Source organism: Roseibium album (assembly GCF_965233825.1).
Lineage (GTDB): Bacteria > Pseudomonadota > Alphaproteobacteria > Rhizobiales > Stappiaceae > Roseibium > Roseibium album.
Genome location: NZ_OZ247583.1, coordinates 5,541,020 through 5,566,742 on the forward strand (window position 1 = coordinate 5,541,020; position 25,723 = coordinate 5,566,742).

The 25,723-nt window shown below is 56.8% G+C and carries 20 protein-coding genes; 9 read left to right on the forward strand and 11 right to left on the reverse strand.

The annotated features are described in order from the left end of the window. The first annotated feature begins 25 nt into the window (after positions 1-25). Positions 26-6,211: an antitoxin gene (locus ACO6TI_RS25460; RefSeq protein ID WP_422383624.1), complete on the forward strand. Its 6,186-nt coding sequence runs from the start codon at positions 26-28 to the stop codon at positions 6,209-6,211. A 369-nt stretch (positions 6,212-6,580) separates the two neighbouring features. On the opposite strand, the gene ACO6TI_RS25465 is transcribed toward ACO6TI_RS25460, so the two are convergent. After that, a complete protein-coding gene (locus ACO6TI_RS25465; protein ID WP_282045186.1) occupies positions 6,581-7,111 on the reverse strand; it encodes a MarR family winged helix-turn-helix transcriptional regulator in 531 nt (176 codons plus the stop codon). Positions 7,112-7,256: 145 nt separating this feature from the next. Between ACO6TI_RS25465 and ACO6TI_RS25470 the strand changes: the two genes are divergently transcribed. From ACO6TI_RS25470 to ACO6TI_RS25485, 4 genes are read left to right on the forward strand one after another with little or no spacing between them, the layout of a single operon-like run. Continuing rightward, positions 7,257-8,285, forward strand: coding sequence for a TRAP transporter substrate-binding protein (locus tag ACO6TI_RS25470; protein ID WP_422383625.1), 1,029 nt, complete (start codon positions 7,257-7,259; stop codon positions 8,283-8,285). Next, the gene (locus ACO6TI_RS25475; RefSeq protein WP_422383626.1) at positions 8,285-8,797 is read left to right on the forward strand and encodes a TRAP transporter small permease; all 513 of its coding nucleotides are present in this window, start codon (positions 8,285-8,287) and stop codon (positions 8,795-8,797) included. The genes ACO6TI_RS25470 and ACO6TI_RS25475 overlap by 1 nt, the downstream gene beginning before the upstream one ends. 3 nt (positions 8,798-8,800) lie before the next feature. Beyond that, on the forward strand, positions 8,801-10,108 hold the full coding sequence (locus ACO6TI_RS25480) for a TRAP transporter large permease (RefSeq protein WP_104704027.1): 1,308 nt from the start codon (positions 8,801-8,803) through the stop codon (positions 10,106-10,108). Positions 10,109-10,159: 51 nt separating this feature from the next. After that, positions 10,160-10,423 (forward strand): hypothetical protein, encoded by a 264-nt coding sequence (locus tag ACO6TI_RS25485; RefSeq protein ID WP_422383627.1) that lies wholly within the window; start codon positions 10,160-10,162, stop codon positions 10,421-10,423. Between the two features lie 95 nt (positions 10,424-10,518). Here ACO6TI_RS25485 and ACO6TI_RS25490 read toward each other — a convergent pair whose 3' ends face one another. From ACO6TI_RS25490 to ACO6TI_RS25515, 6 genes are all read right to left on the reverse strand, one after another. Continuing rightward, the gene (locus ACO6TI_RS25490; protein ID WP_055116666.1) at positions 10,519-11,127 is read right to left on the reverse strand and encodes a sulfotransferase family 2 domain-containing protein; all 609 of its coding nucleotides are present in this window, start codon (positions 11,125-11,127) and stop codon (positions 10,519-10,521) included. Between the two features lie 668 nt (positions 11,128-11,795). Further along, positions 11,796-12,344: a hypothetical protein gene (locus tag ACO6TI_RS25495; protein ID WP_422383628.1), complete on the reverse strand. Its 549-nt coding sequence runs from the start codon at positions 12,342-12,344 to the stop codon at positions 11,796-11,798. A gap of 60 nt (positions 12,345-12,404) precedes the next feature. Then, positions 12,405-13,007, reverse strand: coding sequence for an ABC-type transport auxiliary lipoprotein family protein (locus ACO6TI_RS25500; protein WP_055117005.1), 603 nt, complete (start codon positions 13,005-13,007; stop codon positions 12,405-12,407). A 28-nt stretch (positions 13,008-13,035) separates the two neighbouring features. After that, on the reverse strand, positions 13,036-15,030 hold the full coding sequence (locus tag ACO6TI_RS25505) for an MlaD family protein (RefSeq protein ID WP_055116669.1): 1,995 nt from the start codon (positions 15,028-15,030) through the stop codon (positions 13,036-13,038). Between the two features lie 10 nt (positions 15,031-15,040). Continuing rightward, positions 15,041-15,850 carry an ABC transporter ATP-binding protein gene (locus tag ACO6TI_RS25510; RefSeq protein WP_104704120.1) on the reverse strand — a complete coding sequence of 270 codons (810 nt, stop codon included), beginning with the start codon at positions 15,848-15,850 and terminating at the stop codon, positions 15,041-15,043. A gap of 8 nt (positions 15,851-15,858) precedes the next feature. Then, positions 15,859-17,007, reverse strand: coding sequence for an ABC transporter permease (locus ACO6TI_RS25515; RefSeq protein ID WP_104704029.1), 1,149 nt, complete (start codon positions 17,005-17,007; stop codon positions 15,859-15,861). A gap of 92 nt (positions 17,008-17,099) precedes the next feature. Here ACO6TI_RS25515 and dgcN point away from each other — a divergent pair, with 92 nt between their 5' ends. Continuing rightward, entirely contained in the window at positions 17,100-18,113 is a 1,014-nt protein-coding gene (gene dgcN / locus ACO6TI_RS25520; RefSeq protein ID WP_055116673.1) for an N-acetyltransferase DgcN, read from the forward strand. Next, positions 18,110-19,093 carry an N-acetyl-D-Glu racemase DgcA gene (gene dgcA, locus ACO6TI_RS25525; RefSeq protein ID WP_422383629.1) on the forward strand — a complete coding sequence of 328 codons (984 nt, stop codon included), beginning with the start codon at positions 18,110-18,112 and terminating at the stop codon, positions 19,091-19,093. Before dgcN ends, dgcA begins: the two co-directional genes overlap by 4 nt. A 5-nt stretch (positions 19,094-19,098) precedes the next feature. Here the strand turns inward: dgcA and ACO6TI_RS25530 are convergent, their stop codons facing one another. Continuing rightward, positions 19,099-20,274, reverse strand: coding sequence for an MFS transporter (locus tag ACO6TI_RS25530; RefSeq protein WP_104704121.1), 1,176 nt, complete (start codon positions 20,272-20,274; stop codon positions 19,099-19,101). Between the two features lie 130 nt (positions 20,275-20,404). Between ACO6TI_RS25530 and ACO6TI_RS25535 the strand changes: the two genes are divergently transcribed. Then, positions 20,405-21,622, forward strand: coding sequence for a protein phosphatase CheZ (locus ACO6TI_RS25535; RefSeq protein ID WP_422383630.1), 1,218 nt, complete (start codon positions 20,405-20,407; stop codon positions 21,620-21,622). Positions 21,623-21,767: 145 nt separating this feature from the next. On the opposite strand, the gene ACO6TI_RS25540 is transcribed toward ACO6TI_RS25535, so the two are convergent. The 3 genes from ACO6TI_RS25540 to ACO6TI_RS25550 all read right to left on the reverse strand — a co-directional run bounded on the left by ACO6TI_RS25540 (position 21,768) and on the right by ACO6TI_RS25550 (position 24,773). Then, positions 21,768-22,793 (reverse strand): threonine/serine dehydratase, encoded by a 1,026-nt coding sequence (locus tag ACO6TI_RS25540; protein WP_196899772.1) that lies wholly within the window; start codon positions 22,791-22,793, stop codon positions 21,768-21,770. Positions 22,794-22,923: 130 nt separating this feature from the next. Next, entirely contained in the window at positions 22,924-23,973 is a 1,050-nt protein-coding gene (locus ACO6TI_RS25545; RefSeq protein ID WP_422383631.1) for a glycosyltransferase family 4 protein, read from the reverse strand. Continuing rightward, on the reverse strand, positions 23,970-24,773 hold the full coding sequence (locus tag ACO6TI_RS25550) for a UDP-2,3-diacylglucosamine diphosphatase (protein WP_055117014.1): 804 nt from the start codon (positions 24,771-24,773) through the stop codon (positions 23,970-23,972). The genes ACO6TI_RS25545 and ACO6TI_RS25550 overlap by 4 nt, the downstream gene beginning before the upstream one ends. Before the next feature lie 166 nt (positions 24,774-24,939). Here ACO6TI_RS25550 and ACO6TI_RS25555 point away from each other — a divergent pair, with 166 nt between their 5' ends. Beyond that, positions 24,940-25,719, forward strand: coding sequence for an SDR family oxidoreductase (locus ACO6TI_RS25555; RefSeq protein ID WP_422383632.1), 780 nt, complete (start codon positions 24,940-24,942; stop codon positions 25,717-25,719). The last annotated feature ends 4 nt before the right edge of the window (positions 25,720-25,723 follow it).

Genomic DNA, 25,723 nt, shown 5'->3' on the forward strand with positions numbered 1-25,723 from the left:
GAGTACGGACGTGAGGCGATCTTAAATGGCAAATCCGACAAAGGCTAAAGATCCGGCGGAAGCAGCACTGTCAGCAGTTGAAGAAGCCCTGAAACTCGATTTCGGTGGCCCGGATGCAACCTTTAACTTCGAGGAAACGGCACCTGAAGCAAGCGCAGCTGCGGAAGCAGATCCGGAGCGCAAGCCTCAACCGCCGACGCAAAGCGAACCTCACCGCGAGGAACAGCGTGCCTCCCGCAGGCGCGGTCGGGGCGGACGTCCCCCGGCAGCCAACGATGACCGTCGCAGCATCGGCAATCTGATTTATGCGCTGCAACGCCGGCCGTCTTCGGCTCCGTTCTGGGGCGCACTTGCCTTGAGCGCCCTCTGGGCGGCGCTCGGCATAAGCCTGTTCATGTCTGCCTTCTCCGACAAGGTCACTTCTCTTGGCGATCCTCAGGCCCTGCTCTCCTCGCCGGAGATGATCCTGGCAGCTGTCGGTATTCTCGTTCCGATCATCTTCTTTTTCGTCATGGCAATGATGATCTGGCGTGCGCAGGAAATGCGCATCGTCGCCCGAGGCATGACCGAAGTGGCGCTGCGTCTCGCCGAACCCGAGGACATGGCCAAGGAATCCATTCTCAGCGTCGGACAGGCCATCCGGCGGGAAGTCGCCGCGATGGGAGACGGCATCGAGCGCGCTATTGCTCGCGCCAGTGAACTGGAAGTGCTCGTTCACAACGAGGTATCGTCACTCGAGCGTTCCTATAATGATAATGAACTCAAGATCCGCGGCCTGATCGAGGAACTCGTCAGTCAGCGTGAATCCATTGTGATGAATGCCGAAAGGGTTCGTGAGACAATTGCCGGGGCACACGAGAAGTTCTCCTCGCAGCTTTCAAGCACGTCTGGTGAACTCGGTGAGACGGTGGATCAGGCCTCCCATCGCATGATCGAAGCAGTCAACAGCCGTGTCGAAGAACTGACATCGACCGTCGACAGCCGGATTGAATCCCTCGGCGCGACACTCAATGCCTCCGGAAACGAACTCGTCGACAGCCTGACCGTACGTGCGGAAGACTATGTTTCCCGCCTGTCCCTCACCGGCCACGAGCTCGTGGACAATCTTGCCGAGACCGGCGCGACCATGTGGGAAACACTTTCCGACCGCGGCAACCAGGTCAACGAACGGTTTGCCGAAACCGCCACCACATTTGTCGACACACTGGAGCTCCGCGGAAGCGAAATCAACGAGACACTGTCTTCCTCCAGCACATCGGTCATTTCCACACTCAGCAGCAAGGCGGATGAATTCCGCACGACGCTTGAGAACACCGGGATCACCGTCGGCGACGTCATCACGGCGCGCGGCGAAGAAATCAACGCCAACCTTTCCCTGACATCAGGTCGCCTGATCGACACGATCACGTCGCGGACAGAGGAACTCGTTTCAACAGTCGACACCCGCGTGACCAGCCTGGACGAGTCTCTGGCGGTAACGGGCAAGCAGGTCACCGAGAGCATTTCCGAACGCGGACAGGCAGTCACCGACACGATCTCCATTCGAGGCGCGGAAATTGTCGAGACGCTCTCCAGCCGTTCGACTGAAGTTGCCGAAATCCTGCGTGGAACCGGCGAAAGCATTGTTGTCGACCTCTCCCTGCGAGGCGGTGAAATTGCAGCCAAGCTTGATGAGACGGCCGGGTCCCTCACCCAGACCATTTCGGTGCGCGGCGGCGAACTTGCCGAGAAACTGGACAACATTTCCGAGCGCATCTACACCGCCATTTCCATCAACGGAACGGAGCTGGACGAGCGCCTCACGGCCCGCAGCAACGAAATGGCGACCATGCTCGAGCAGCAGACCGTCGGTTTCCGCAACACTCTGGAAAGCGTCTCCAATCAGTTTGCCGTCGGCCTTGGCGAACAGACCGGCTCGCTCACCCAGACCCTGGCAGACACTGGTACGCAGCTCGCCGAACTTATCGGCAGCCGTGGAGACCGCGTCGCCCACGATATCAATCAGGTCAGTGCCCAGATTTCCGATACGCTGGAAGTGCGCGGCGGTGCCCTTCAGGAGGGCCTTTCCTCCAGACTTACTGAACTGGAAACGATCGTTACAGATCGTGGCGGGCAGCTTATCGATGCCTTCGACACGAAATCGCTTCTCTTGTCCGAAGCGATGGATTCCCGTCTTTCCACCCTCGATACCACCTTCGCATCGCGCATCGACACGATGGATGCGTCGCTCGGCAACCGCATCGCGGCAATGGACGCGACGATCGGTGGACACGCCACATCACTGGACGCGGCGATCGGTGGACACGCGGCAAATCTCGATGCATCTCTCGGCAGTCACGCGGCAGCCATAGATGCATCGCTGAGCGAACGTCTTGCGTCGGTGGATGCCGCCATTGGCGGGCATGCAGTAACCCTGGATGCAACGCTCAACAATCATGTGGGCGCAATTGAAACCTCACTGAGCGACAAGCTCTCTGCAGTCGACGCCACGCTTGGAAACCGCACCGCGGAGCTGGATGCTTCGCTTGGTGGCCATGCGGCAGCGATGGAATCCACGCTTGGTGACCGCCTTGCGGCAATCGACACAACCCTGACTGAACGGGCTGCTGCGATAGATGCCTCAATCGGCGAGCGTGGAGTGGCAATGGATGCTGCTCTCGGCAATCGCATTGCGTCCCTTGATGCATCCCTCGGTGATCGCGTTGCAGCCATGGATGCGTCGCTCGACCAGCGTTACAGCGCGATTGATGCAACCCTGAGCGACCGTATCAGCACGATGGACACATCGCTTGAGCATCGCTTCACGTCCATGGATGCGACGCTTACGGATCGCATCAGCACTCTGGACGCTTCTCTGGAACAGCGGTTCACTTCGATGGACATGTCGCTGGGCGAAAAGATTTCCTTCATGGACACGACTCTGGAGAGCCGTTTCAACTCCATGGATGCCTCGCTCGGTGCTCGCGTCACCACGATGGATGCCGCCCTGGAAAATCGCCTGTCCTCCATGGACCGCTCCCTGAGCGAACGTATTTCCACCATGGATGGCGCGCTCGGCGGCCACATCAACACGCTGGATCTGACACTCGACCAGCGCACCGCCACTTTCGAAGCTACACTTGAAGCGCGCACGCAGATCCTCGCGAGTGCCATCGAAAACCGGACCACCGGCATCAGCGATGCGCTTGAGGAAAAGACCCGCAACATCACGGATGTGCTGGCGGATCGCTCGGACGCAATCACCCTGCAGCTTGGTCAGCGGATCGAGACAGCGGGCAACACGCTTGCGGACCGCGCAGCCGAAATCGGTGAGACACTGTCCGAACGCGTTGATGGTGCCGCTGCTTCCATGGCGGAAAAGGCGGAACTCCTTTCCACATCCATGACAAGCGGAACGGACCGGATCGACGAGACACTCGATGCCCGTGCGCGACAGATTTCCGAGACCCTGATTTCCCGGACGAAGGAAATCGCCAAGGCCTTTGTCGATGGCCAGGAGGAAATGACGACCGCTCTCGACAACCGCCTGTCTGAAGCAGGCGACGTTCTCGGCAAGCAAAGCGAACAACTGACGGAATCCCTGTCGGAGCGCATTGCGGAGATCAACGTTTCCCTCGGTGCAAAGGTCTTTGAAGTTGCCGAAACGCTCGACAGCCGTGCAACACAGCTCGAAACCCTGCTCAATGAGCGTTTGGAGAGCATCTCCGGCACATTGACGGGCGAGAGCGAGCGCGCACGCGATATCCTGACGACGGTGATTGCCGAGGCCGGCGCTACGCTTTCAACTGAGAGCACACGCCTTCGCGACGTGGTCCAGGAAGCAACCACCGCAGCCGTACAATCCCTGTCCGACGAACGCACCAAGACCGTTGACATCGTCGACAGCGCGCTTAATCAGGCTACGGAAAAACTGTCTGGCGAAGGCGATCGCATGCGCCAGATCGTTCTTGGTTCCGTCGGTGAAGCCCGTGGTGTGCTCGTTGGCGAGAGCCAGAAAGCTGCCGACACGGTTAGCACGGCAATGCATCAGGCGACCGGGGCCATGTCCGGCGAAAGCGCGAAGATCCGCGAACTGGTTCTTTCCGCCGTCAACGATGCAGCGCGCGCCATGGCCGCTGAAAGCGAGAAAGCCCGTACACTTTATGCAGGCACGCTTGCCGATTTCACAGGCTCGCTCACCGGCGAAAGCGAAAAGGTTCGCACAAATCTCTCCGGCCTCATTGCCGAGATTTCCGGCAACCTGTCCGCAGAAAGCGAGCAGGCACGCATCACACTGACCAACACACTGGAAGAAATCCGCGGCCAGATGTCGAGCGAGGCCGGCATCGTGCGTGCCAGGGTCAACAGCGCGGTCTCCGAAGCGGCCGAACTTCTGGTGGGTCGTGGCAACGATGTCGCCAACGAACTGCTTGAAAAGGCAACAGCTCTGAACCAGGCATTCGGCGAAAGCTCAGGAGAGCTTGCACGCATTGTCGGAACAGACGGCAATGAATTGATCAATGCCATCGAAACCCGCGCCAACGATCTCACAGGTCGCCTCTCCGAAGTTCATGGGGCAATCCTCGATGCAATCACGGTCAAGGGCCGGGATGTCACCGACACGTTTGCACATACCGGACTGGATGCGACACGCACACTTGTTGAGGCTGGCGACCGTATCATTGCCAGCATCAGCGAGCGCAGTGATCAGGCCGCGTCCCTTCTCAGTGACACGAAGAACCGCCTTGAAGCCGACGTTACGGAAATCCTCAACAAGGTAGAGACGTCGAACGCCAATCTTCAGAGCATCGTCACGGCTGCAGGGGAAAATCTCAACGAGGTGGAGGGGAACCTCGCCCGCCGCGCCGGAGAATTCCGCTCCGCTGTCGACCGGGCGGTTCAGGAGACCACCCAGACCACAACACTCATCGACGAGCAGGTATCCAACCTGCGTGACGTTACCCAGACAACACTGGCGGATATCCAGAACCTGACGAAACGCTTCGGCGATCAATCCGAAGAGCTGACACGCGCGGCGCGTCATCTGGAAGACACCAACCAGTCGGTCGAAGGCCGCGTTGCAGAACGCCGAACCGCGATCGAGGAAGTTGCCGATACGCTGCTGTCGAAAACCGAAGCGGTCGACACGCTGATGCGCTCGTTTACCCAGACGCTGTCCGACACGCTGGAATCGGCTGATGACAAGGCGCGCGAGGCAGCAAAAATGCTGGGAGCAGCGGCGGAAGCAGCCTCAAACCAGGTAACCGAACAATTCGAATCCATGCGCCTGACAGCCGGCATGGAGGGTCAGAAGGCCCGTGATGCCATTCGTTCCGCTCAGGACGACATCATTTCGGAAATGACCCGCACGGTCAGCGACGCGTCTGATCGGTTCAATGACGCGGCCGGCCGCATGCGCGATGTTGCCCGTGACGTGCACCGCGAGTTGGAAGCAACGCGCAACGAGCTGAAACTCGGTGTTCTCAATCTGCCTGAAGAAGCGGAAGAATCTTCCGCGGCGTTGCGCAAGGTGGTGAACGAGCAGATCCGAGCCCTGACCGAACTGTCCGAGATTGTTGCCAAGCAATCCAACACCCTGGACATTTCGCGACCTCAGACGCAGTCCGTCGCCAGCGCAACCCCGGCGCCGCAATCTGCTGCATCGGCAAGTTATGCGCCTGCCGCACCTGTTCAGCAACCTGCGTCATCTTCCGGTGACCAGCGGCCCGCACAGCAGAACCGGCCAACAGAAACCCGGCGACAGGAGACCGCACAGCCGCAAGGCGGAAATCCCGGTGGCAAGGGCTGGGTTGCGGATCTGCTTCGCCGCGCGTCGCGCGACGATGACGAAGCAAGCGCCGACACCAGCGTCGGACGGACCCCGCTGCAGACAGTTGAAAGTCTCAATTCCCTGTCGGTCGACATTGCACGTGCGATCGATCACGAGACATTCATCGATCTGTGGAATCGGTACCGGAACGGCGAACGGCATGTCTTCACCCGCCGCCTGTACACGCTTCAGGGACAGCAGACCTTTGACGAAATCCGTCAGAAGTATTCCAGGGATCCGGAATTCCGGACAGCTGTAGAACGGTATGTTGCCGACTTCGAACAGTTGCTGGCCCAGGTGTCACGCAACGACCGGGACAACATGCTCGGCCAGACCTACCTCACATCAGACACGGGTAAGGTCTATACGATGCTGGCCCATGCTAGTGGTCGCCTCGACTAGGATGTCCCTTACATGAATTTAGGAAGGCGGCCGATGGCCGCCTTTTTTTGTCCGGCTTGAAACCCCACCCTGGTAACGAAGAGCATACGGCGCCACTCGCAGTCATCACTTTTGCATATCCGGTAAATTTGGGTTCGTGCGAGCTGACGATTGATCTTCCGGCTCAATTATTGGCCCTGTCGCAACGTATCCAAGATCAGGGGCCAGGTACGCCATCTGTCCGAAGACATTGAAACCCTGCTCTTGCAGGAATGACGGGAAATCACGCGAGGGGAACGACCGTCAGCAGTTGCTTCCTTGGCCGGCCGCCACAGTCAGAAGCTGAATGTCCTTACCCGATAGATTGTCTTCGATTCAAAAGATCCGGGATCAGTTTTCAGCCTCTGCCTCTACCGCCAGATTGTCCCGGATACGCTGAGCGACGGTCAGAAAGTCGGTAATCTCGGCATCCGAAAGGCCCTGCAGCATCCTGCGTTCAACATCCAGCAGTTTCGGGGCAAGATCTTGGTAGACTGCCCTGCCCTCGCTCGACAGTTGCAGCAAAAAGCTTCTTCCGTCCTCCGAATGTGTCTCGCGGATAAGGTAGCCGCGTTCTTTCATGCGCTTCACGGCCCGGCTCACGACAACCTTGTCCATCGAGGACCGCGAAACAATTTCAGTTGCCTGAAGGCCACCGGATGCTGAGCCCAGGATTGCCATCGTCCGCCATTCTGCCGGCATCATTCCATAGTCGCGCTGATAAACCGCTGACAGGGCACTGGTGACATCGTTGTAAAAAACGCGCACCAGGTAGGGGAAGAATTTTTCCAGTTCGAAAACGGTGCCCGCCTCCTCTGGACTCCCGGCGGTTTTTCGCGTGCGCAAGATGGTTTCGGTTTCCGTTTCTTCTGCGTCAGTCATTGGTTCTCGGTCGATTTAAAACAGTGGCGGAATGATTTTACGATTGACTTAGTTTCATTTGCAACTATTTTCGTGTTGCGCGGTCTGAAATCGCTTCAGATCAGCAAGCGATCGGCGTTCAGTCGGCAAACGGGAGGAGAAAACTGTGAAATCCATCAAGTGTCTTTCGATTCTGGCCGGCCTGGCGGCAACGGCCCTGTCCGGTGCATTTTCAGGTGCAGTTGCAGATGAACTGGTGCTGTCTTCCTGGCTGCCGCCGAAGCATCCGATCGTCACCGGCGTCATGCAGCCCTGGGCGGAACAGGTTGCAGAAGCGACCGACGGTCGCGTAACTGTCCGCATCCTGCCAAAGCCGCTCGGACCGCCTCCGGCGCATTACGATCTTGCCGCCGATGGCGTTGCCGATATCACTTACGGCCTGCACTCCTTCACGCGCGATGACCGTTTCCTGCGATCCCGCATCGGTCAGTTCTCCTTCATCGCCGACACGGCAACCGAGGGCTCGAAGGCCTACTGGGACGTCTATGCGGGAAAACTCGACGCGCAGGACGAACATCAGGGCACCAAATTGCTGGGTCTCTGGATCCACGGCCCGGGCATGTTCCACAACAACCAGCGCAAGATCGAAACCCCCGGGGATTTCTCCGGCCTGAAGATCAGGACCCCGGGCGGCTACATCGCCGACCTGTCGCAGGACCTCGGCATAACCACCCAGTTCATGGGACCGGGTGAAGTCTACGAAAAGCTCTCCAGAGGTGTGATCGACGGAGTGACCTTCCCGGTCGAAGCCCTTCAGGCCTTCAAGCTCACGGACTACATCAAGTCTTCGATGAAGGTTCCCGGTGGTATCTACAACACGTCCTGGTTCATGGTGATGAACGAGGATATCTGGGACGGCCTGTCGGACGAAGACAAGGCGGCAATTGAAAAGGTATCCGGTGCAGCGCTCGCCGAGCTTGCCGGCAGTGTCTGGGATGGTTCCGATGCGCGGGGCGCAGACTACATCTCCGACAAGGAAATTGAGATCTATGACGCTCCTGCACCGGTTCTGGACAAGATCAGGGAATTGGCAGCCAAACACGAAGCCGCCTGGGCCGATGCCGTGAAGGAAACAGGATTTGACGGTGCTGCCGCGCTAGCCGATATGCGCGACCAGACAGGTATCAGCAACTGATGACACCGTCAGGACCTGACAATACAGCTCCGCGCCGTTTCGAAAGTCTCCGGCGCGGAGCGACCTTCCTGCTCGGTTTTGCCTGTCTGCTCGTGCTTGCGACCATGATCGGTCTCACCTGTTTGGATGTGGTCGCCCGCTACCTGTTCAACAGTCCCGTGAACGGTGCATACGAATTGACGCAGCTGTTGCTGGCTTCACTGATTTTTCTCGCCCTTCCGCTGACAACGGCAGCCGGCGAACACATCGAGGTGGAGTTGCTGGACGGCCTCAAAAGCAAGGCCTTGAAGTATCTGGGTGCGGTCTGTGCCGGTGTGGCGACCGTGGCCGTTTTTGCAATCGTTGCCCTGGAACTCTCCGAACATGCCGAAAAGCTGCAGCGCCGGGAGCAGGTGACGGACTCGCTCGAAATCCCGCTTTACCTGATCGGCTGGCTCGGAACTGCGTCCTTTGCCATATCCGCAGTCGTAGCCATCTTCTGGACGCTCCGGCGTTTGCGTGAAAAGGCCTGATACGTGCTTGAAGCTCTGATTGGATTTATTGCCCTTTTCGGCCTCGTTCTGCTGCGCGTCCCGATCGCCGTAGCGATGATCATTGTCGGGACCGCCGGGTTCGCCGCCCTGCGCAACTGGAACGCGGCCCTCAATCTTCTCGGCAATGCCGCGTTCGACACGGGATTGTCCTACACGTTGTCGGTGATCCCGCTTTTCATCCTCATGGGCAATCTCCTGACCATTTCGGGTGTCAGCCAGTCCCTGTTCAGCACAGCGCACAGCCTGCTGCACCGCATGCGCGGCGGTCTTGCGATGGCTTCCATCGTCGCATGTGGCGGCTTTTCCGCTGTGTGTGGTTCTTCGCTTGCAACAGCCGCGACCATGTCCAAGGTCGCCATGCCCTCGATGCGCAAGGCAGGCTATGCCGACAGTCTCGCAACCGGCTCTATTGCCGCCGGAGGAACGCTCGGTATTCTGATCCCGCCGAGCGTGATCCTGATCATCTACGGTCTGCTGACAGAAGCCGACATCGGCAAACTCTTTATCGCCGGGATCATTCCGGGTCTTCTTGGCGTTCTCTTCTACCTCGCCGCTGTTTATGTGACTGTTCTCCTGAGGCCAGGACTCGCACCATCCGAGCATGAGGACATCGCGCTGGACCGCAAGGACATCTGGGGGGTGCTTGCCGTCCTTGGCCTTTTCGCCGTGATCATGGTCGGCATCTATGGCGGGTTTTTCACGCCCACCGAAGCAGCGGCCATCGGCGCTGCGACGGCGCTGATCATCGCTTTCCTGTCAGGTGGTCTCACCTTCGAGAAACTCTTCACCGCGGCGCTCAACTGCGCGCGGACCACGGCGATGATCTTTGCCATCATCATAGGGGCGGAAGTCTTCTCCAATTTCATCAGCTATGCCGGTGTCCCTGACGCCCTGCTGAATTTTGTCCAATCGCTGGACGTCAACGCCTATGTGGTGATGCTCATCCTGGTGCTGATCTACATCGTGCTCGGCGCGGTGCTGGAGAGCCTGTCGATGATCCTGTTGACCGTCCCGGTCTTCTTTCCGCTGGTGACCTCGCTGGATTTCGGTGCCGGCATCCTGAGCGATCCGGAAATGGTGCTGATCTGGTTCGGTATTGTCGTCGTCGTCGTGACCGAGATCAGCCTGATCTCGCCGCCTATCGGCCTCAACGTCTTTGTTCTCCGCTCCGTCCTCACCGACGTGCCGCTCCGGACCATCTTTGCCGGTGTCCTGCCCTTCTGGGCAGCCGACATCCTGCGTCTGGCACTGCTGATTGCAGTCCCGGCGCTGTCCCTGATGTTGATCTGAGTTTGCTTGTGTCTTTCTGCCGGCAATCTTACGGGTAGATTGGAGGTCTCAATGACACGCGGTTTTGACGACAGGGATGCGATGACCGAAGAAGAATTGGCATCAATCCGGCAGCGGTGCGAGAAGGCAACGTCCGGTCCCTGGATCTCCTACATCGAAGGGCGTGATCACAGCGGTGGCAGCAACTTCATCATGACAGGCAACGGCAACAAACGCGGCGTGATTGGCAGGAAGACTTCGAGCACGAAAACGGCAACTAAGCGTGTCGCTGTCAAAGCCGCGGAAACGTCTGTTTCGGACACAAGCGGCGGGTAACTTGCAAGAAGTGTTCGAAAACTACCAGTGACTCATAAGGAGCGAATTCCAGAGTTGGCGCCGCTACTCACAACAAGTGGAAAACTCGCAATGCATCAACTTGCTTCTGCTAACACTTCTTGCTCACGCATGAAGTTATCGTAAGGCTTAGGTCTGTAGTTATAAAGCAAATAATCGACACGGTAGTGTTGAATTAGAGCTAGATATAGATCTTCAGAGACAGGGACTTGAAACCGAGACTTCGTCACATTCTCCTTTGGGAAGGGTTCTTGAATTTTCAGACGATTGGCTAATTCACTAGTGTCAAGATTTTCAAATTTGAGCAGAAAATCAGGAGCCTTGTTTGAATGTAAATGCATTGCATATTTGAACTGCGGACCAACAACAAAAATTTGCTCGTTAAACATTCGCGAAAAGAAGGTTAGAGGATCCCAGGATGGCAAGTCTGGATACAACCTTCGGAAGGCGCCCGTATAGTCCTCTCCTGTTAAGTGCCTATACCCCGAAAGTGCGCGTTCAATAGGATCTCTAACTACTACGATCGTTGTGTAAGCGTTCCAGATTTCGACAGGAGTGTTGCTTGTTGGGAAGCCGTGATTCACGCCGTTGTCCAATCCAAGCCACTTTCGAAAACTCATGCCTGCAGCTTTGGGATTGTGCACAAAGTGCAGTTTGCGTCTGTGACAGGTATTGATTTCCATCATTGAACGTCCATCAAGTTTGAAACAATTGACGCGAGCCAATAAACGCGATGATTGCAACTGCAGTGAAAAAACCGAACTTTGCACTCACAAATATGTAGCTGTAATTACAATTGATTTTTATTATTTTCGCTCGAATCGATCATTATCTCGCTCATACAATTATCAAATTTTGATGAGAGCACAAGTTAAAGGTGTGTATCTTCTGATTGTGAATTTCGTTGACGCAACGGCTTCAGCATCTTATGGCAGGCACTGTTTGTTCATAGCCTGATTGCCAGCTAATTTTGTGTTGCCGTTGGTGATTTCATCTTCAAAAATTGAAGCACAATATGCGTTCAACACTTTTATTCACGACCTTGAATGTGGCGAGTTGAGGCATCTGACTGGATGGAAGTTCTAGTGCATCAGGTCGCACATCAGAATTCAAAACTTCAATCATGGAAACTTAATTGGGCGTAATTTTAATACCAATAGTTGCGAAAGCTCAAGGTATCCCCAAAAGGAGCAAAGGTGAAGGTAACAGATCCTAATCCGTTTCATGATGAAGCGCTTCGTAATCTCCAAAACAATGTTGAAGCGGGTGTGTCTCCAATCGATACGTTGGCAAAAATTGCCATTTCATATGTCTAAATCGCGTTGCACGAAACCAACCGCGAAAGAAGCAATGCTCAATTTCGATTTCTTGCCTTGCCGGTCTTCAGATCAAGCTTCCTGACACCACCCTCAACAACAAGAATGACATCCGAACCCGAGACTTCAAAATCCCAAGGCGGTTCGACATCCGCCGACCAGAGTTTTTTGCCTCTAAGAGACCATGCTGAACATTCAGTTTCAGAGGCCATCAGCACGATATCGCCAAACCTGTGCCACCCCCAAAACCCGCAATAGACATAGTCTTCGAAGCTGCGTTCACGCCTTTCAAGATCGTATCCAAGCAGGATCTCGCCAGCTCCAACAAATAGAAATGGGGTTTCAGGTACCAGAAGAACGCCAGGCTCGAACCCGCCATAGTCCTGAAATTTCAAGATAATAACAGCATCCGATCGGTCACTGAAGTCGTCCGCTTTGGAAACACTGACGGAGAGGCACCGGCTCCACTCATCCGGCGCGTAAACCTCGTCGACAAAACGCGCCTTTTCCTTCGCTACATCTTTGATCAGAGGCTGCTGAACATCCTCGAGGCTAAGCTTCCAGTCGCCGACAGTAACACTAAGCACGGCATGAACTCTGCATGAGGATATGGTGATTTCGCGTCAGGTTTGCCAGCCGGCGACCAGTCAAACGTTCTTCAGCGTCCAGGCGGCCATTTCGGCAAAGACGCGATCGGCGGAGGTGTTCATGGCCTCGACGGCCTTGTCGACGGATGAACTGCCGGCAGGCGTTTCGGCGCGGAAGACCTTGGTCGACACAGTCCGGCCATTGCGGTCGTTGACGACGCGCGCGGAAATTTCCACCACACCCCGGTTCCCGGCAACCTGAAGCTCGAACGCCCGGATCTCGGTCTGCAGCTGGTAATCGATCAAAAGGCCGTCTCCGGGAAGGCCGACGCCGCGCAACCGCCCGGTATTCTGCAGCGTTTCCATGAGCTTGAGCTGCACGACGTTCGGAAGCGTGTCCGCCCAGGCAGACTTCGGGTAGTAGCTGTAGATGGGCCCCTTGTCGACGACGGCAATATAGCTCGTATCAAGTGCCTTGAGGGCGCGCGGCGGGGCCACCAGAACCTGGACACGGCTGGACCTGCCCTGAAGTCCGTCGACGTCTGCAGAGGTCAGGCTGTAGAAGGCAGACGGCGCTGTGCTTGTGCAGCCGGCCGTCAACGCACCAAGGCCGAGAACACCCAGAACACCCCGGCGGGTCATGTTGGTCTTTGGCTTCGTCATGAGCCCCTGCCCTTGTTGTTCTTCTTGTTCATCGCCGCCGCCCACCCGTATAGGTCGGAACGTCCTCGCCCCCGAAAATGACCCTGTTCGGACTGCGCTCAAAGCTTTCTGCTGCCCGCTGGATGGCAACCAGCGTCCGGTTGACCTGTCCCAAAGCTGCAGTGAAATCGCTCGACCCCTGTGTCGCGAACTTTGAAAGGCCACCTGCAATGGAGTCTGCGCGGCTCTCGAAGGCAACCGCGATCTTCCGGATGGCCTGTGCCGCAAGCGTTGCTTCCTTGATCAAGCCCTCGCCATCGCCGTCGACCATCGTGGAAACTTTTTCCACCAGGCTCTCGACCCTGACAGACGTCGCGTTCAACGTTGCGGTCATCTGCTTTGCATCGGTAATGATCTGGTCGACATCCGGCGTGCGCTTGGAAAGATCGGCTGTCATCTGCTGAACATTGTCAGCCGCCTTCTGGGCACTTTGTAGAATGGAAGGAATGCCGTTCTGCTGACTTGCTAGTTCGGAGGCAGTGGTTTCGACCGACCCGACGATATTGGCAACTTTCTCTGGATCCACCGCCTTCAGGAGCGTGTCCGCGCTTTGCAGCGTTTCGGCAAAACGTTCAGCTGCAGCCTGTACATCGGTGATCAAGGCCGCAATCCGGTCATCCTGATCGCGAACCGTGGCAGACACGGCCTCGAAATTCTGGACGGTCGATTTGGTAGACGCGATGATCTCGTTGATCTGGCTCTGCTGATTGTTGAAATTATCGATCACGCTGGCAACACCATCGACCGCATTGCCGACCTTCTGAGGATCAACACTCGCCAGCACCTCGTCGACCCGAAGCAAGGACACATTCATGCCTGTGGTGAAGGTATTGACCGATGCGACAACCTGCTCGATCTGCAGCGGATCGATGGCCGCGGCGATTTCAACACCGCGCGAAACGATCGCGTCGACTTTCAGCACAACGTCCCGTCCACCTTCCAGAATCTCGGAAATGGCGCCTTCACGCTGCTGAACAACCGCAACAACCTTGTTGACGTTCTGCATGGTCTCGCTGGTCGATGTGATCAGCTTGCTGATGTCGTTGCTCCGCGTCTCCAGCACATCGCCAAGTGCCGCGGCACCCGTCATCACCTTCTCGACGTCTTCCGGCTTGACCGCCTGAACGATCTTCTGAACGTTGTCGAGGCCGTCATTCATCTTTTTGGTAAATGTTTCCAGCTCCTTCGCAGCGCTTTGTGCGTCAGACATGAGGAGATCGATGTCGCCACTCGCCTTGCCCAGGCTGTCGGAGAACTTGGTCAGATCATCGACTATGGCGGTCACCTTGTCCGAAGGCACCGCTGCCAGCAGGCGCTCGCCCTGGTCGACGAGTTTCTCAAGACGCCCGGAAAGGCTTGAAAATGCATCGGATGCCTGGCCGATGCTTGCCATGAAATCCTTCACGCCGTCGGAATTTGCGGCAAGCGCAGCTGAAAACGTTTCTACGTTCTTGACCGTGTCGTTGATGAGCGGCTTGTTCTCGACAAGAATGTCCTCGATGGTCTTCATGGTCGTGTCGGCGCGTTTCAACACGTCGCGCGCGCCATCGACAATATCGTCGAAAAAGGACCTTTCGGCATAAAGAACGGGTACTTTGCCGTCATCCTTGCCCAGAAGCAGCGGTGACGAAGACGTTCCTCCTGACAGATCGACATAGGCGATACCTGTCAGGCCTGTGAAATTCAGTGTTGCCTTGGTGTCTTCACGTATCGGCGTGGTCGGCTTGATGCCGACTGTTGCCACAACCTTGGTCGGATCGTCCGGGGCAAAATCGAGCGACTTGACGTCACCCACCTTGATACCGTTGAAGAGAACCTGCCCTCCAACCGGAAGGCCTGTGACCGGGCCCGGATAGATGACCATGAGTTCCACATTCTGACGCGATTCAGCTGTTGCGGCCTTCCAGTAGACGAACCCGAACGCGGCAACCAGAATGGCAACCATGAAGGAACCGATCAGAATGTAATTCGCGCGGGTTTCCATTCAGTCCAACCTATACTCGGCGCAACGCCCGTTCACCCCTGAAATACTCCTTAATCCAGGGATCATCATTTTTCATCATATCGTCCAGTGTTCCGATAGCCAGAACGCGTTTATTCCCAAGAACTGCAATGCGATCGCAAATAGAATGCAGGCTATCGAGATCATGCGTGACCATGTAGACGGTCAGTCCGAGAGTTGAACTCAAGTTTTCGATCAGCGAATCGAAGGCTGCCGCTCCAATCGGATCCAGTCCGGAGGTCGGCTCGTCCAGAAACACCAAATCCGGATCAAGTGCAAGCGCACGTGCAAGGCTCGCTCTTTTGATCATGCCGCCGGACAACTCGGAGGGTAACTTGTCGGCCGAATCCTGAGGCAGACCGACCAGCTCAAGTTTCAGCGTCGCAAGTTCATCCATCAGTTGCGGCGACAGATTGAGGTGCTCGCGCATCGGAACCTGGATGTTTTGCTTGACGGAAAGCGAAGAAAAAAGAGCGCCCTGCTGAAAAAGCACTCCCCAACGCCGCTCGATGGTCAGTCGTTCCTTCTCACTCGCCGTGGAAAGGTCATGTCCAAAAACAGATATGGTTCCCGCCCGTTTCGGAGTGAGGCCCAGGATGGTCCTCATCAGAACCGATTTTCCCATGCCGGAGCCACCGACAAAACCAAGCACTTCACCTCGGCGAACATCGAGATCGAGGTTTTGCAGAACAATCTTGCTGCCGAAGCCGACGGTTACACCACGAGCGGACAGGACATTCTCTGCACCTTCTGCGGTGGACACCAGGTCTGTCTCTCGTTCTGCGGCATCTGTCACTGTCATGAATTCAATCAAATTCCGATGGCGGCGAAGAACACGGCAAAAAAGCCGTCGACGACGATAACAAGAAAAATGGCTTTCACCACGGACATTGTCGTGTGACGACCGAGCGATTCGGAAGACCCACCGACTTTCAACCCTTCAACGCAGGCTATCAGACCGATAATCAAGGCCATGAAGGGGGCCTTCACGATGCCCACGGCAAGCGTTCCATTCGTGATTGCCACCTGCAGCTGGGTGAGGAAAGCGGCCGGTGGAATATCCAGATAGACCCAGGTGACAAGGCCTGAACCGAACAAGGCTGCCATATCTGCAATAAATGTCAGGATGGGCAAGGCGATCATGAGCGCCAGAATGCGCGGCAGAACCAGAACTTCCGTGACACTCAGCCCGATAACATGCAGTGCATCCACCTCTTCCTGCATGCGCATGGCGCCAAGTTCGGCCGTGAACGCCGATCCGGATCGGCCGGCCACCATGATCGCGGTCAGGATGACGCCAATCTCGCGAAGGATTAGGATACCGGCCAGATCGACCACGTAAATATCCACGCCGAACTGTTTGAGATAGAACCCGCCCTGCTGGGAAATGATCGCACCGATCAGAAAACTCATCAGGGCGACGATAGGCACCGCACCGATGCAGCTTCGATCGAACTGGACCGCAATGGAGATACTGCGCAGTCGTCCGGGATTGAACAACACGGTCGAGGTAACCAGCCCGATAGACCCCAGGATGTGCAGCATCGCGAGGCCGTCTTTGTAGGCGTCGACCATCTGTCGCCCGGTCGCTTCCAGGAAACCGACAATCGTGAAGCCGCCGCGATCCGGTTTGTATCTGGGTGGATGGTGCCGATCGATTTCATCGAAGAGCATCTGCCTTATGGGCGTAACCCCTGTCAGTCCGACCTTGCGTCCCGCAAATTCCAGTCGCCCACGCGTCCTGTGGATCAGCCAGGCTCCACTGGTATCAAGATGCTCGATCTTCGAGACGTCGATGCAGGTCAGCCGGTCCTTGGCAACTTCGAGCCGGTCAAGACCGGATTCGGCGTTGCCGATTGTGCTCACCGTCCAGTCGCCCGAGAGCGCCAGGTACTGATGATCCGGCCCGTCCGCCTCCAGACTCATCTCCGGCTCGATGTTTTTTTCCAAGAATGCCATTCCGGATGGCTGCCCTCTTGCCGCTGGTTCGATATCCCCCGTATACCTGATGGAGAACTTTAACGTCCAGCAGCCACTTGAAAGCTTTGTCCATGGAAATAGCCCGTCCCTATCTTTTGTTCCTCGGTGACGTTCCAGATGCCCTGGCGGCCAAAACAGCGGTTGGCATCGTAGATTGGCGCAAAGACTGGTGTATTGGCCAGATTCGTCTGCCAGGTTGTGCCGCCGATACAGGCCTTTCCGACATGTCCATAAGTGAAGGCGCAAGCGCCGGCGCAAAGACACTTGTGATCGGAGCTGTGAACGCAGGCGGGCGACTTCCCGATCACTGGATCGCGTCGATTGTCGAAGCACTTGATTCGGGGCTGGACATTGCGTCCGGCCTGCATGTCCGCCTCGGAGACATTTCCGAGATCCGCGAAGCGGCAGACCGCAACAATGCCCAGCTCCACGACGTTCGTCACAACTCCATGACGTTTGCAACCGGCAAAGGTACCAAACGTTCGGGGAAAAGGATTCTCGCCGTGGGGACCGACTGTTCTGTCGGCAAGAAATACACTGCACTGGCAATGGACCGGGCCATGTCCGAGCGCGGTTACAAGAGTTCCTTCTGCGCAACCGGACAGACCGGCATTTTCATATCGGGCCGGGGCATCTCTCTTGATGCAGTCGTCGCCGACTTCATCTCCGGTGCGGCCGAATGGCTCTCTCCCGAAACGGAAGAAGATCACTGGCAGATCGTTGAAGGTCAGGGCTCCCTGTTCCATCCTTCCTTTGCTGGTGTCACGCTGGGTCTCCTCCATGGATCCCAACCGGACGGGTTCATTGTTTGTCACGAGCCGACCCGCACAAAGATGCGTGGCGTCGAGACACCGCTTCCGACCATCGAGCAGGTCATCGAGACGACCATCCAGCTGGGCCGGCTGACCAATCCGGCGATCCAGTGTATCGGCATCGCGGTCAACACGGCAGCTCTTGAAGATGACGAGGCTCTGGCTTTTCTTGCCAAGGTGGGTGAAAAGCACGGTCTTCCGGCCACCGACCCTGTCCGGTATGGCATGGAAGCGATTGTCGACAAGGTCTCCGCAGAATTCGGTGCACCATGAATCGGATTATCAACATAGCAGCGCAGAGCTATGAAATTGCCGGTGGTTTCACGATCTCCCGAGGCACGAGAACGCACGCGCAAGTCGTCGTCGTGACCATTGAGGAAGACGGAGCATCAGGACGCGGTGAATGTGTCCCTTATCCACGTTACGGCGAGTCGCTTGAGACGGTTCAAACCCAGATCGAGGAAATTTCTCCGCTTTTGAAGACAGGTCTTTCCAGGACCGCTCTTCAGAACGCCATGCCAGCGGGAGCCGCCCGCAATGCGGTCGATTGCGCACTCTGGGACCTCGACGCCAAACGCTCGGGTCAATCAGCCGCCGAATTGGCAGGCCTCGGCGCACTGCGTCCCGTCACGACCGCCTTCACCATCAGTGTCGACACGCCTGAGGCAATGGCTGAAAAAACCTCGGCTGCAGCACACCGCCCTCTGTTGAAGGTCAAGTTGGCCGGTCCGGGGGACGACGCACGTATTCTGGCGGTTCGGGAAGCCGCTCCGGGTAGCACCCTCATCGTTGATGCCAACGAGGCCTGGGATGAGAGCTGTTTTGAAGCTAACATGGCGGCTTGTGCGGCAGCCGGTGTTCAGCTCATCGAGCAACCTCTTCCGGCCGGCAATGACGACCTGCTGGCCTCGCTGACGCCACCTGTGGCGATTTGTGCAGATGAAAGCCTCTCCCCCGGCAAAGGACTGGAAGGTCTCCGGGAAAAATACGACGCAGTCAACATCAAGCTCGACAAGGCAGGTGGCCTGACGGAAGCCTTGAAGCTGCTCACCGAAGCGCGCGCAGCGGACTTCAAGGTCATGACAGGTTGCATGCTTGGCACATCGCTTGCGATGGCACCTGCCGTGCTGATCGCTCAAAACGCCGACTACGTCGACCTGGACGGCCCTCTTCTGTTGTCGCAAGACCGCATTCCGGGCTTGAGATTTGACGACAGTACGCTTTATCCACCCGAGCCTGCGCTCTGGGGTTGACCAGTCTATCCCGCTTCCGCGAGCCTTGTTTTCTCGCGGATCAGGGGCGTCAGCAAAAGAACCAAAACAGTTCCAACGGCGGCAACCACAGCCATCAGGTAAAACGGTGCATGCGGATTGTCTTCAAAAAGTGCGCCTGAGACTGCAATCCCGGCGGCCATCTGAATACCGATTGACGCTGTGAACAGGCCCTGCCCCGTTCCGGACCAACGGGCGGGCACGACCTTTGCCAGAATCGCAACGGCCCCAAGGTGAGCGGCTCCAAAGGTCAGTCCGTGCAACAGCTGAAGCATTCCCATGAACAGCAGCGTATCGGCGAACGGAACCAGTCCCCAGCGGATGACCGAAGCAATACCTGCAACAACGAGAAAAACCGGCGGATCGAAACGCAGCGACAATTTCCCGGCTATGGTGAAAAGTGCGATCTCCGCCACAACACCAATGGCCCAGAGCGCGCCGATGGCAAACTTCGGTACATCGATCGATTGCCAGTAGATCGTGCCAAACCCGTAGAAGGCAGCATGTGTCGCCTGGAAGAGCCCCAGAACTGCAAGCACGGGCCAGAACCAGAAACTCCGGAAGGGTGTCACCCTTAGCTGATGGTCATTGGCTGTATCGGCGTGTTCCCGTTGCTGTTTCGGCAATGACATGACGACGAGGCCGGTTGCGAAGGACGCTGCGATTGTCAGGCAGACGATAAGCCATGAAGTCGATTGGGCTGCAAGACTTCCTCCCGCTAGATTGGCAAGAACAAAGCCAACCGATCCCCAGAGCCGCATGCGGGCATAATCTGCTCCGGTATTGCGCGCTGTGTCGAGAGCATATGCATCACTGAGTGGCAGGATCGGGGCCTTGATCACCATATAGCCAACCATCGCGATACTTGCGATGAGGATACCGCCTGGCAGGAAAAACAGCGAAATGAACCCGGCACCCATTATCGAATAGATCAGGATCGACCATCGTCGCTGACCGGTCCTGTCGGCAATATTTGACAAAATTGGACTGGCTGCGATGCGCGCGATGGTGCCGACGCCCAGTATAAATCCGATTTCAGCTGTACTAAGGCCCCGAAATTCCAAAACTAACGGGAAAAACGGTAGAAAAAGTCCAAACGCGAAAAAGTGGCATGCAAACAATGCAGCAACCCGTGCGCTAATACTGTTGAATATTTTTGTCATAAGTTCATTGTCAAGGCTCCAGGCCACGCCGGCATAAAGGGATGTTAACGATTTTCACCCTACGATCGAAGGGAAGTTGTCCGTGTTACGGCAACACACGATCCTTAGGCAAGTTGAGAATCGCGCCCATATGAAAACGGAAACAATTCAGGAAGAGCCAGAGTTGATCGGCGACGCCGAATATCACACTCTCGAACAGACCCTGCTGGAATCCGATCGCGGGCGTCGGTTTCTGAAGGAATATCTGAACCGACACAAGACTCCGGAAACAACGGAGATCCTTGGTGCGATTCACCGGCTTGAGAAAGTTGTGACCCGGGAACGCACGGTACCCGATCTCGACAAGATCCGTCTGGATATCGCCGAGATGCACGAGGCCATCGAACGGACAAAGGCCGAGATTGCCAACATCAAAGACGATGGTGACGAAAGCAACCGTTTCGTCGATGCATCTCACGAACTCGACGCGATCGTCACGCAGACCGAAGGCGCGACCCAGTCGATCCTGGAAGCTGCGGAGCAGATCCAGGAACAGGCCTGGGTGCTGCGGGAAAACGGGGCCGACGGTGCCGCATGTGATGAAATCGATGCGAAAGCCACCGAAATTTTCATGGCCTGTTCCTTCCAGGACCTGACCGGCCAGCGCACGAACAAGGTTGTCCAGGTGCTGCGCTACCTGGAAAGCCGCATCAACCTGATGATCGGCATCTGGGGTATCGAGGAGATGGAGGCCGAAGACACTGCAGGTCCGGTCGATACGCGCCCGGATGCCCATCTTCTGAACGGTCCTCAAAGTTCCGGTCGTGGTGTGTGCCAGAACAGTGTCGATGAACTGATGTCCGTCAGCGACGACGTGTTCGACGCTGCCTTGGAAGAAACCGGTATGGACGTCACGTCCGAAACATCCGCTACGTCCGAGAACGATGATGCGGCCACTGAAACCGATGTCGACGCGATCATGGCCGGAGGCCATGAGCCGATGGACGCTGCAGCCATCGACGACATGTTTGCGTCAGCCCCTGCGGATGCGGTCGACGAAGAGCCTGTTGAAGAAGAACCGATAGACGAAGACCCCGCAGACGAAGATCCGGTTGACGAAGTTGACGAATTTGCAAATGCGGATCCGGATGCCATGCTGGACGAAGCCGCTATCGAAAAACTCTTCGACAGTGAAGTCGACGTGACCGAAGACGAAGCTGTGGTGGACGACGAAGCTGAGGCGGAGGCCGACGTAACCTGGGAGCTGACCGAGGAAGCGGCGGAAGACGAAGCCGCGGTGGAAGGCGATGCTGCCACCGATCCTCTTCAGCAACTCTCCGAAGCCGAACGTCAGGCCCTCTTCAACTGATTTCATTTCCGGATCACTGAACAAGGGCGCAGCTGGCAGCTGCGCTCTTTTTCGTTCAGGTGACGCTTAAGAAAACGGCAAGAAAGCTTCGTTTTTTCAATCTCTTGAGGCAAAGCCCGTACGGATCCAGGCTGCAATCCAATTGTCAGCGCGACAATGCCCTCGACAACATGTCCGGATCGATATTCCCGCCGGTTATCACGAGACCAATTGTCTTGCCTTCCACTGGAAGTTTCCCGGATAGAACGGCTGCGAGCGCTGCCGCACCGCCGGGTTCAACAACGAGCTTCAGTTCCCTGAAAGCAAAGGCAACCGCTTCCAGCACTTCCTCATCGCTCACTGTCAGGCCCTCAGAGGCAAGTTGGCTCAGAATGGAAAAACCGATTTCTCCGGGAGTTTCCGAAAGCAGCGCGTCGCAGATCGATCCGGACCTGGCGGCATTCGACAAGAGGACACCAGCTTCGAGCGACCGTTTGTAGTCATCGAACAGCTCCGGCTCGACAGTGTGAAACCGGGTTGAAGGAGATTTGAACGCGAGCGCAAGCGCTATTCCGCTGGAAAGTCCGCCACCGCCCGTACAAGCCAGCACATCATCGAGCTTCTGACCCAGTTCATCAGCCTGTTGTGCAAATTCAAGACCGACGGTTCCCTGTCCTGCAATCACCGCCGGGTCGTTGAAAGGATGCACGAATGTCGCATCATTTTCCGCGCAAATCGCCGCGGCAATCCTGTCCCTATCCTCGTGTGCCCTGTCATAGGTAACGACCTTCGCCCCAAAATCCCGGGTACGATCAAGTTTGACCCTTGGGGCATCAGCCGGCATCACGATCGTCGCGGAGATGCCCAGAATGCGAGCACTGGCCGCCACTCCTTGAGCGTGATTGCCCGACGAACACGCGACCACACCCTTCGTGCGTTCCTCTTCCGGTATGAGGTTAAGGCAATTGAAGGCGCCACGAAATTTGAATGACCCGCTTCGTTGCAGGCTTTCCGGTTTCACCAGGACCTTTGCCCCTGCCCGCTCGTCCAGTGCCGGGTGCTGCAACAAGGGTGTGCGCACGGCGTATCCCCTGATGCGGCCGGCCGCTTGTTCGACGTCCTCGAAAGTGACCGCCTTGCCTGAAAGGTTCTGCATCTCGGCTGAGCTAGATTGAACAACGGCATCGGTCATTGGCATCCACCTTGAAAAAACTCGTTCCACCCCGATGACTAAATGGGATTTAAAGTCAACTCAATACAACCCCAACATAATTCCGGTGACACATCCGGTCACCACCATGCGAAGGTATCGGTGGAAGACGTTATTCGGCAGCCCTGGCATCTCTTTCCAAGCTGTTATGCCGGTCGCGGGCCTCGATGCAATTGTCCAGAAATTGCCGGGCGCTCGCTGCCCAGGTGTAGTTCATGGCAATTTTCCGGCAATGATCCCGCGGGATCTCCAATGCGGCTTCGGCAGCTTCCTGAAGGTTTTCAGACAGAACTCCGGCCCCCGTATCACCAATGACATCAATCGGCCCCATCACCGGAAACGCCGCCACGGGGACACCGCATGCCAAAGCTTCCAGCAGCACGTTGCCGAACGTGTCCGTCAGCGACGGGAAGACAAATACATCGGCATCGGAATAGTGTCGTGCCAGGTCTTCACCGGTTTTGGCTCCGGTGAAATGAACACCAGGATAGTCACGTCGCAATGTTTCCAGTTGCGGCCCACCCCCGACGACGACCTTGGACCCCGGCAAATTCAGGTCCAGAAAAGCCTTGATGTTCTTTTCAACCGAAACACGGCCGACATACATGAATACCGGCTGCGGCAGATCTGCTGGGAGGACTGTCCCCTCGTACGGCTTGAACACATCCTCATCAACCCCGCGGGACCAACGCATCAGGTTTGCAAATCCGCGAGCCCGCAGGTCGTTTTCCAGCGACCCGGTCGCCACCATGCACCCGCATCCCGAATTGTGGAACCTGCGCAACCATCTGTAGGACCACGACAGGGGAACAGGAAGGCGTGCCGATACGTATTCCGGAAAGCGCGTGTGATAACTGGTCGTGAATGGCATCCCTGCCTTGCACGCGACGCTGGCGGCCAAAATGCCAAGCGGGCCTTCTGTCGCGATGTGCAGGTGCTCGCAGTCGAATTCCCGGATCTTGCGCCGGACAATACCCCGATGTGTCAACGAAAGACGGATTTCCGGATAGGTCGGACATGGGAGCGTTCTGAAAGCTTGCGGCGACAGAACCTCGATCCTTGTGCCGATTGCCGCAAGCTCTTCCGCGGTACGCTCAAGAGACCTGACAACGCCATTGATTTGGGGATGCCAGGCATCCGTCACGATCAGGATGGAACTCATGCTGCGACCGGCGCTTCCTTGGCTTTGGCCGGTGCAATCCCGTCCTGGGTCTTGTCCACCCATCGGATCACCTCAAACGTCCCGTCGTGGTGTTCGGCGACAGCTGTACAGCTTTCCACCCAATCACCGGTATTGATGTAGTGAATACCATTCATATCCCGATTGGCAGCGTGGTGAATATGGCCGCATATGACGCCATCAACACCCTTCCGGCGCGCTTCACCGGAAAGCGCCTCCTCGAAACGGCCGATGAAACTGACGGCGTTCTTGACCTTGAGCTTCGCCCAGGCTGACAAGGACCAGTAGGTCAGGCCTATACGGCGGCGCAGGAAATTGATCCACGTATTGATTCCGAGCGCGGTCACATAGGCCTTGTCACCAAAAAAGGCGAGCCATTTGGCATGCCGGATGACGACATCGAACTGGTCACCGTGAATAACGAGGTAGCGTTTGCCGTTGGCGGCTTCATGCACAAAGCTGTCCGCCACTTCCACACCACCAAAGTGAGTTCCGATGAAGTTGCGCAGGAATTCATCGTGATTGCCGGGAATGTAGTGAATCCGCGCACCCTTGCGGCCCTTGCGCAATATTTTCTGCACGACATCATTGTGAAGCTGCGGCCAGTACCAGGACCGTTTCAGGCGCCAGCCGTCGACAATGTCGCCGACCAGATAAATGGTCTCGGCGTCATGATCTTTCAGAAATCCCAGCAGCAATTCGGCCTGACAGCCGCGAGTGCCAAGGTGAACGTCTGAAATGAACAGGGCCCGGTAGTGACGCGACGTCTCTGCAGCAGACATGGTATTTCTCCACATTCCCTTCAGAAGCGCTATAGACGCGATTCAGGTATCAATATTATGACAGGCAAGATGACTTGCCGTGGAGTTCCCGAACTCCACACCCGATTGATCAATATTCCTGCCGGTCGGCGCACATCTGGTTCGACGGCAAAAGTGGAGACAAGCTATGGATCTGGGTCTGAACGGTAAAAAAGCGATCGTGTGTGCATCAAGCCGCGGCCTGGGCAGAGGCTGCGCCGAAGCCCTTGCCGAAGCCGGTTGTGACATAGTCCTCAACGGCCGCAACGAAGCGGTTCTGGAAGAAACGCGCACAGCCCTGACGGAAAAGTACGGCGTCTCCGTTGTGAGTGTGCCCGCGGATGTGTCGACGCCGGAAGGACAACAGGCTCTCCTGTCAGCCTGTCCGGAGCCGGATATTCTCGTCAACAACAATGGTGGACCACCGAGACGCGACTACACGGAACTTGACCGCAAATCACTGCTGGAAGGTGCGGTCCAGAATTTCGTGACGCCGATCGAACTTATCCAGGCAGTCACACCTGCCATGAGGGCGCGCGGCTTCGGGCGGATTGTCAACATCACCTCGCTGTCGGTGAAAATGCCGATCGAAGGGCTGGACCTCTCGAGCGGAGCAAGGGCCGGCCTGACGGCATTTCTGGCCGGCGTCTGCCGCCAGCTTGCCCCATCCGGTATCACCATCAACAATCTCCTGCCGGGCAAGATGGATACGGATCGGCTGAAGGGTGGATTTGATCGTGCCGCCCAGCAGACCGGAACAAGCCTGGAGGAGATTCGCGCTCAGCAGGCAGCCGAAATTCCCGCGCAGCGCTTCGGCAATGCAGCCGAATTCGGACAGGCATGCGCATTCCTGTGCTCTCGGCATGCCGGTTATATCACCGGCCAGAACATCCTCATGGATGGCGGGCTCTACCCAGCCGCGTTTTGAACGT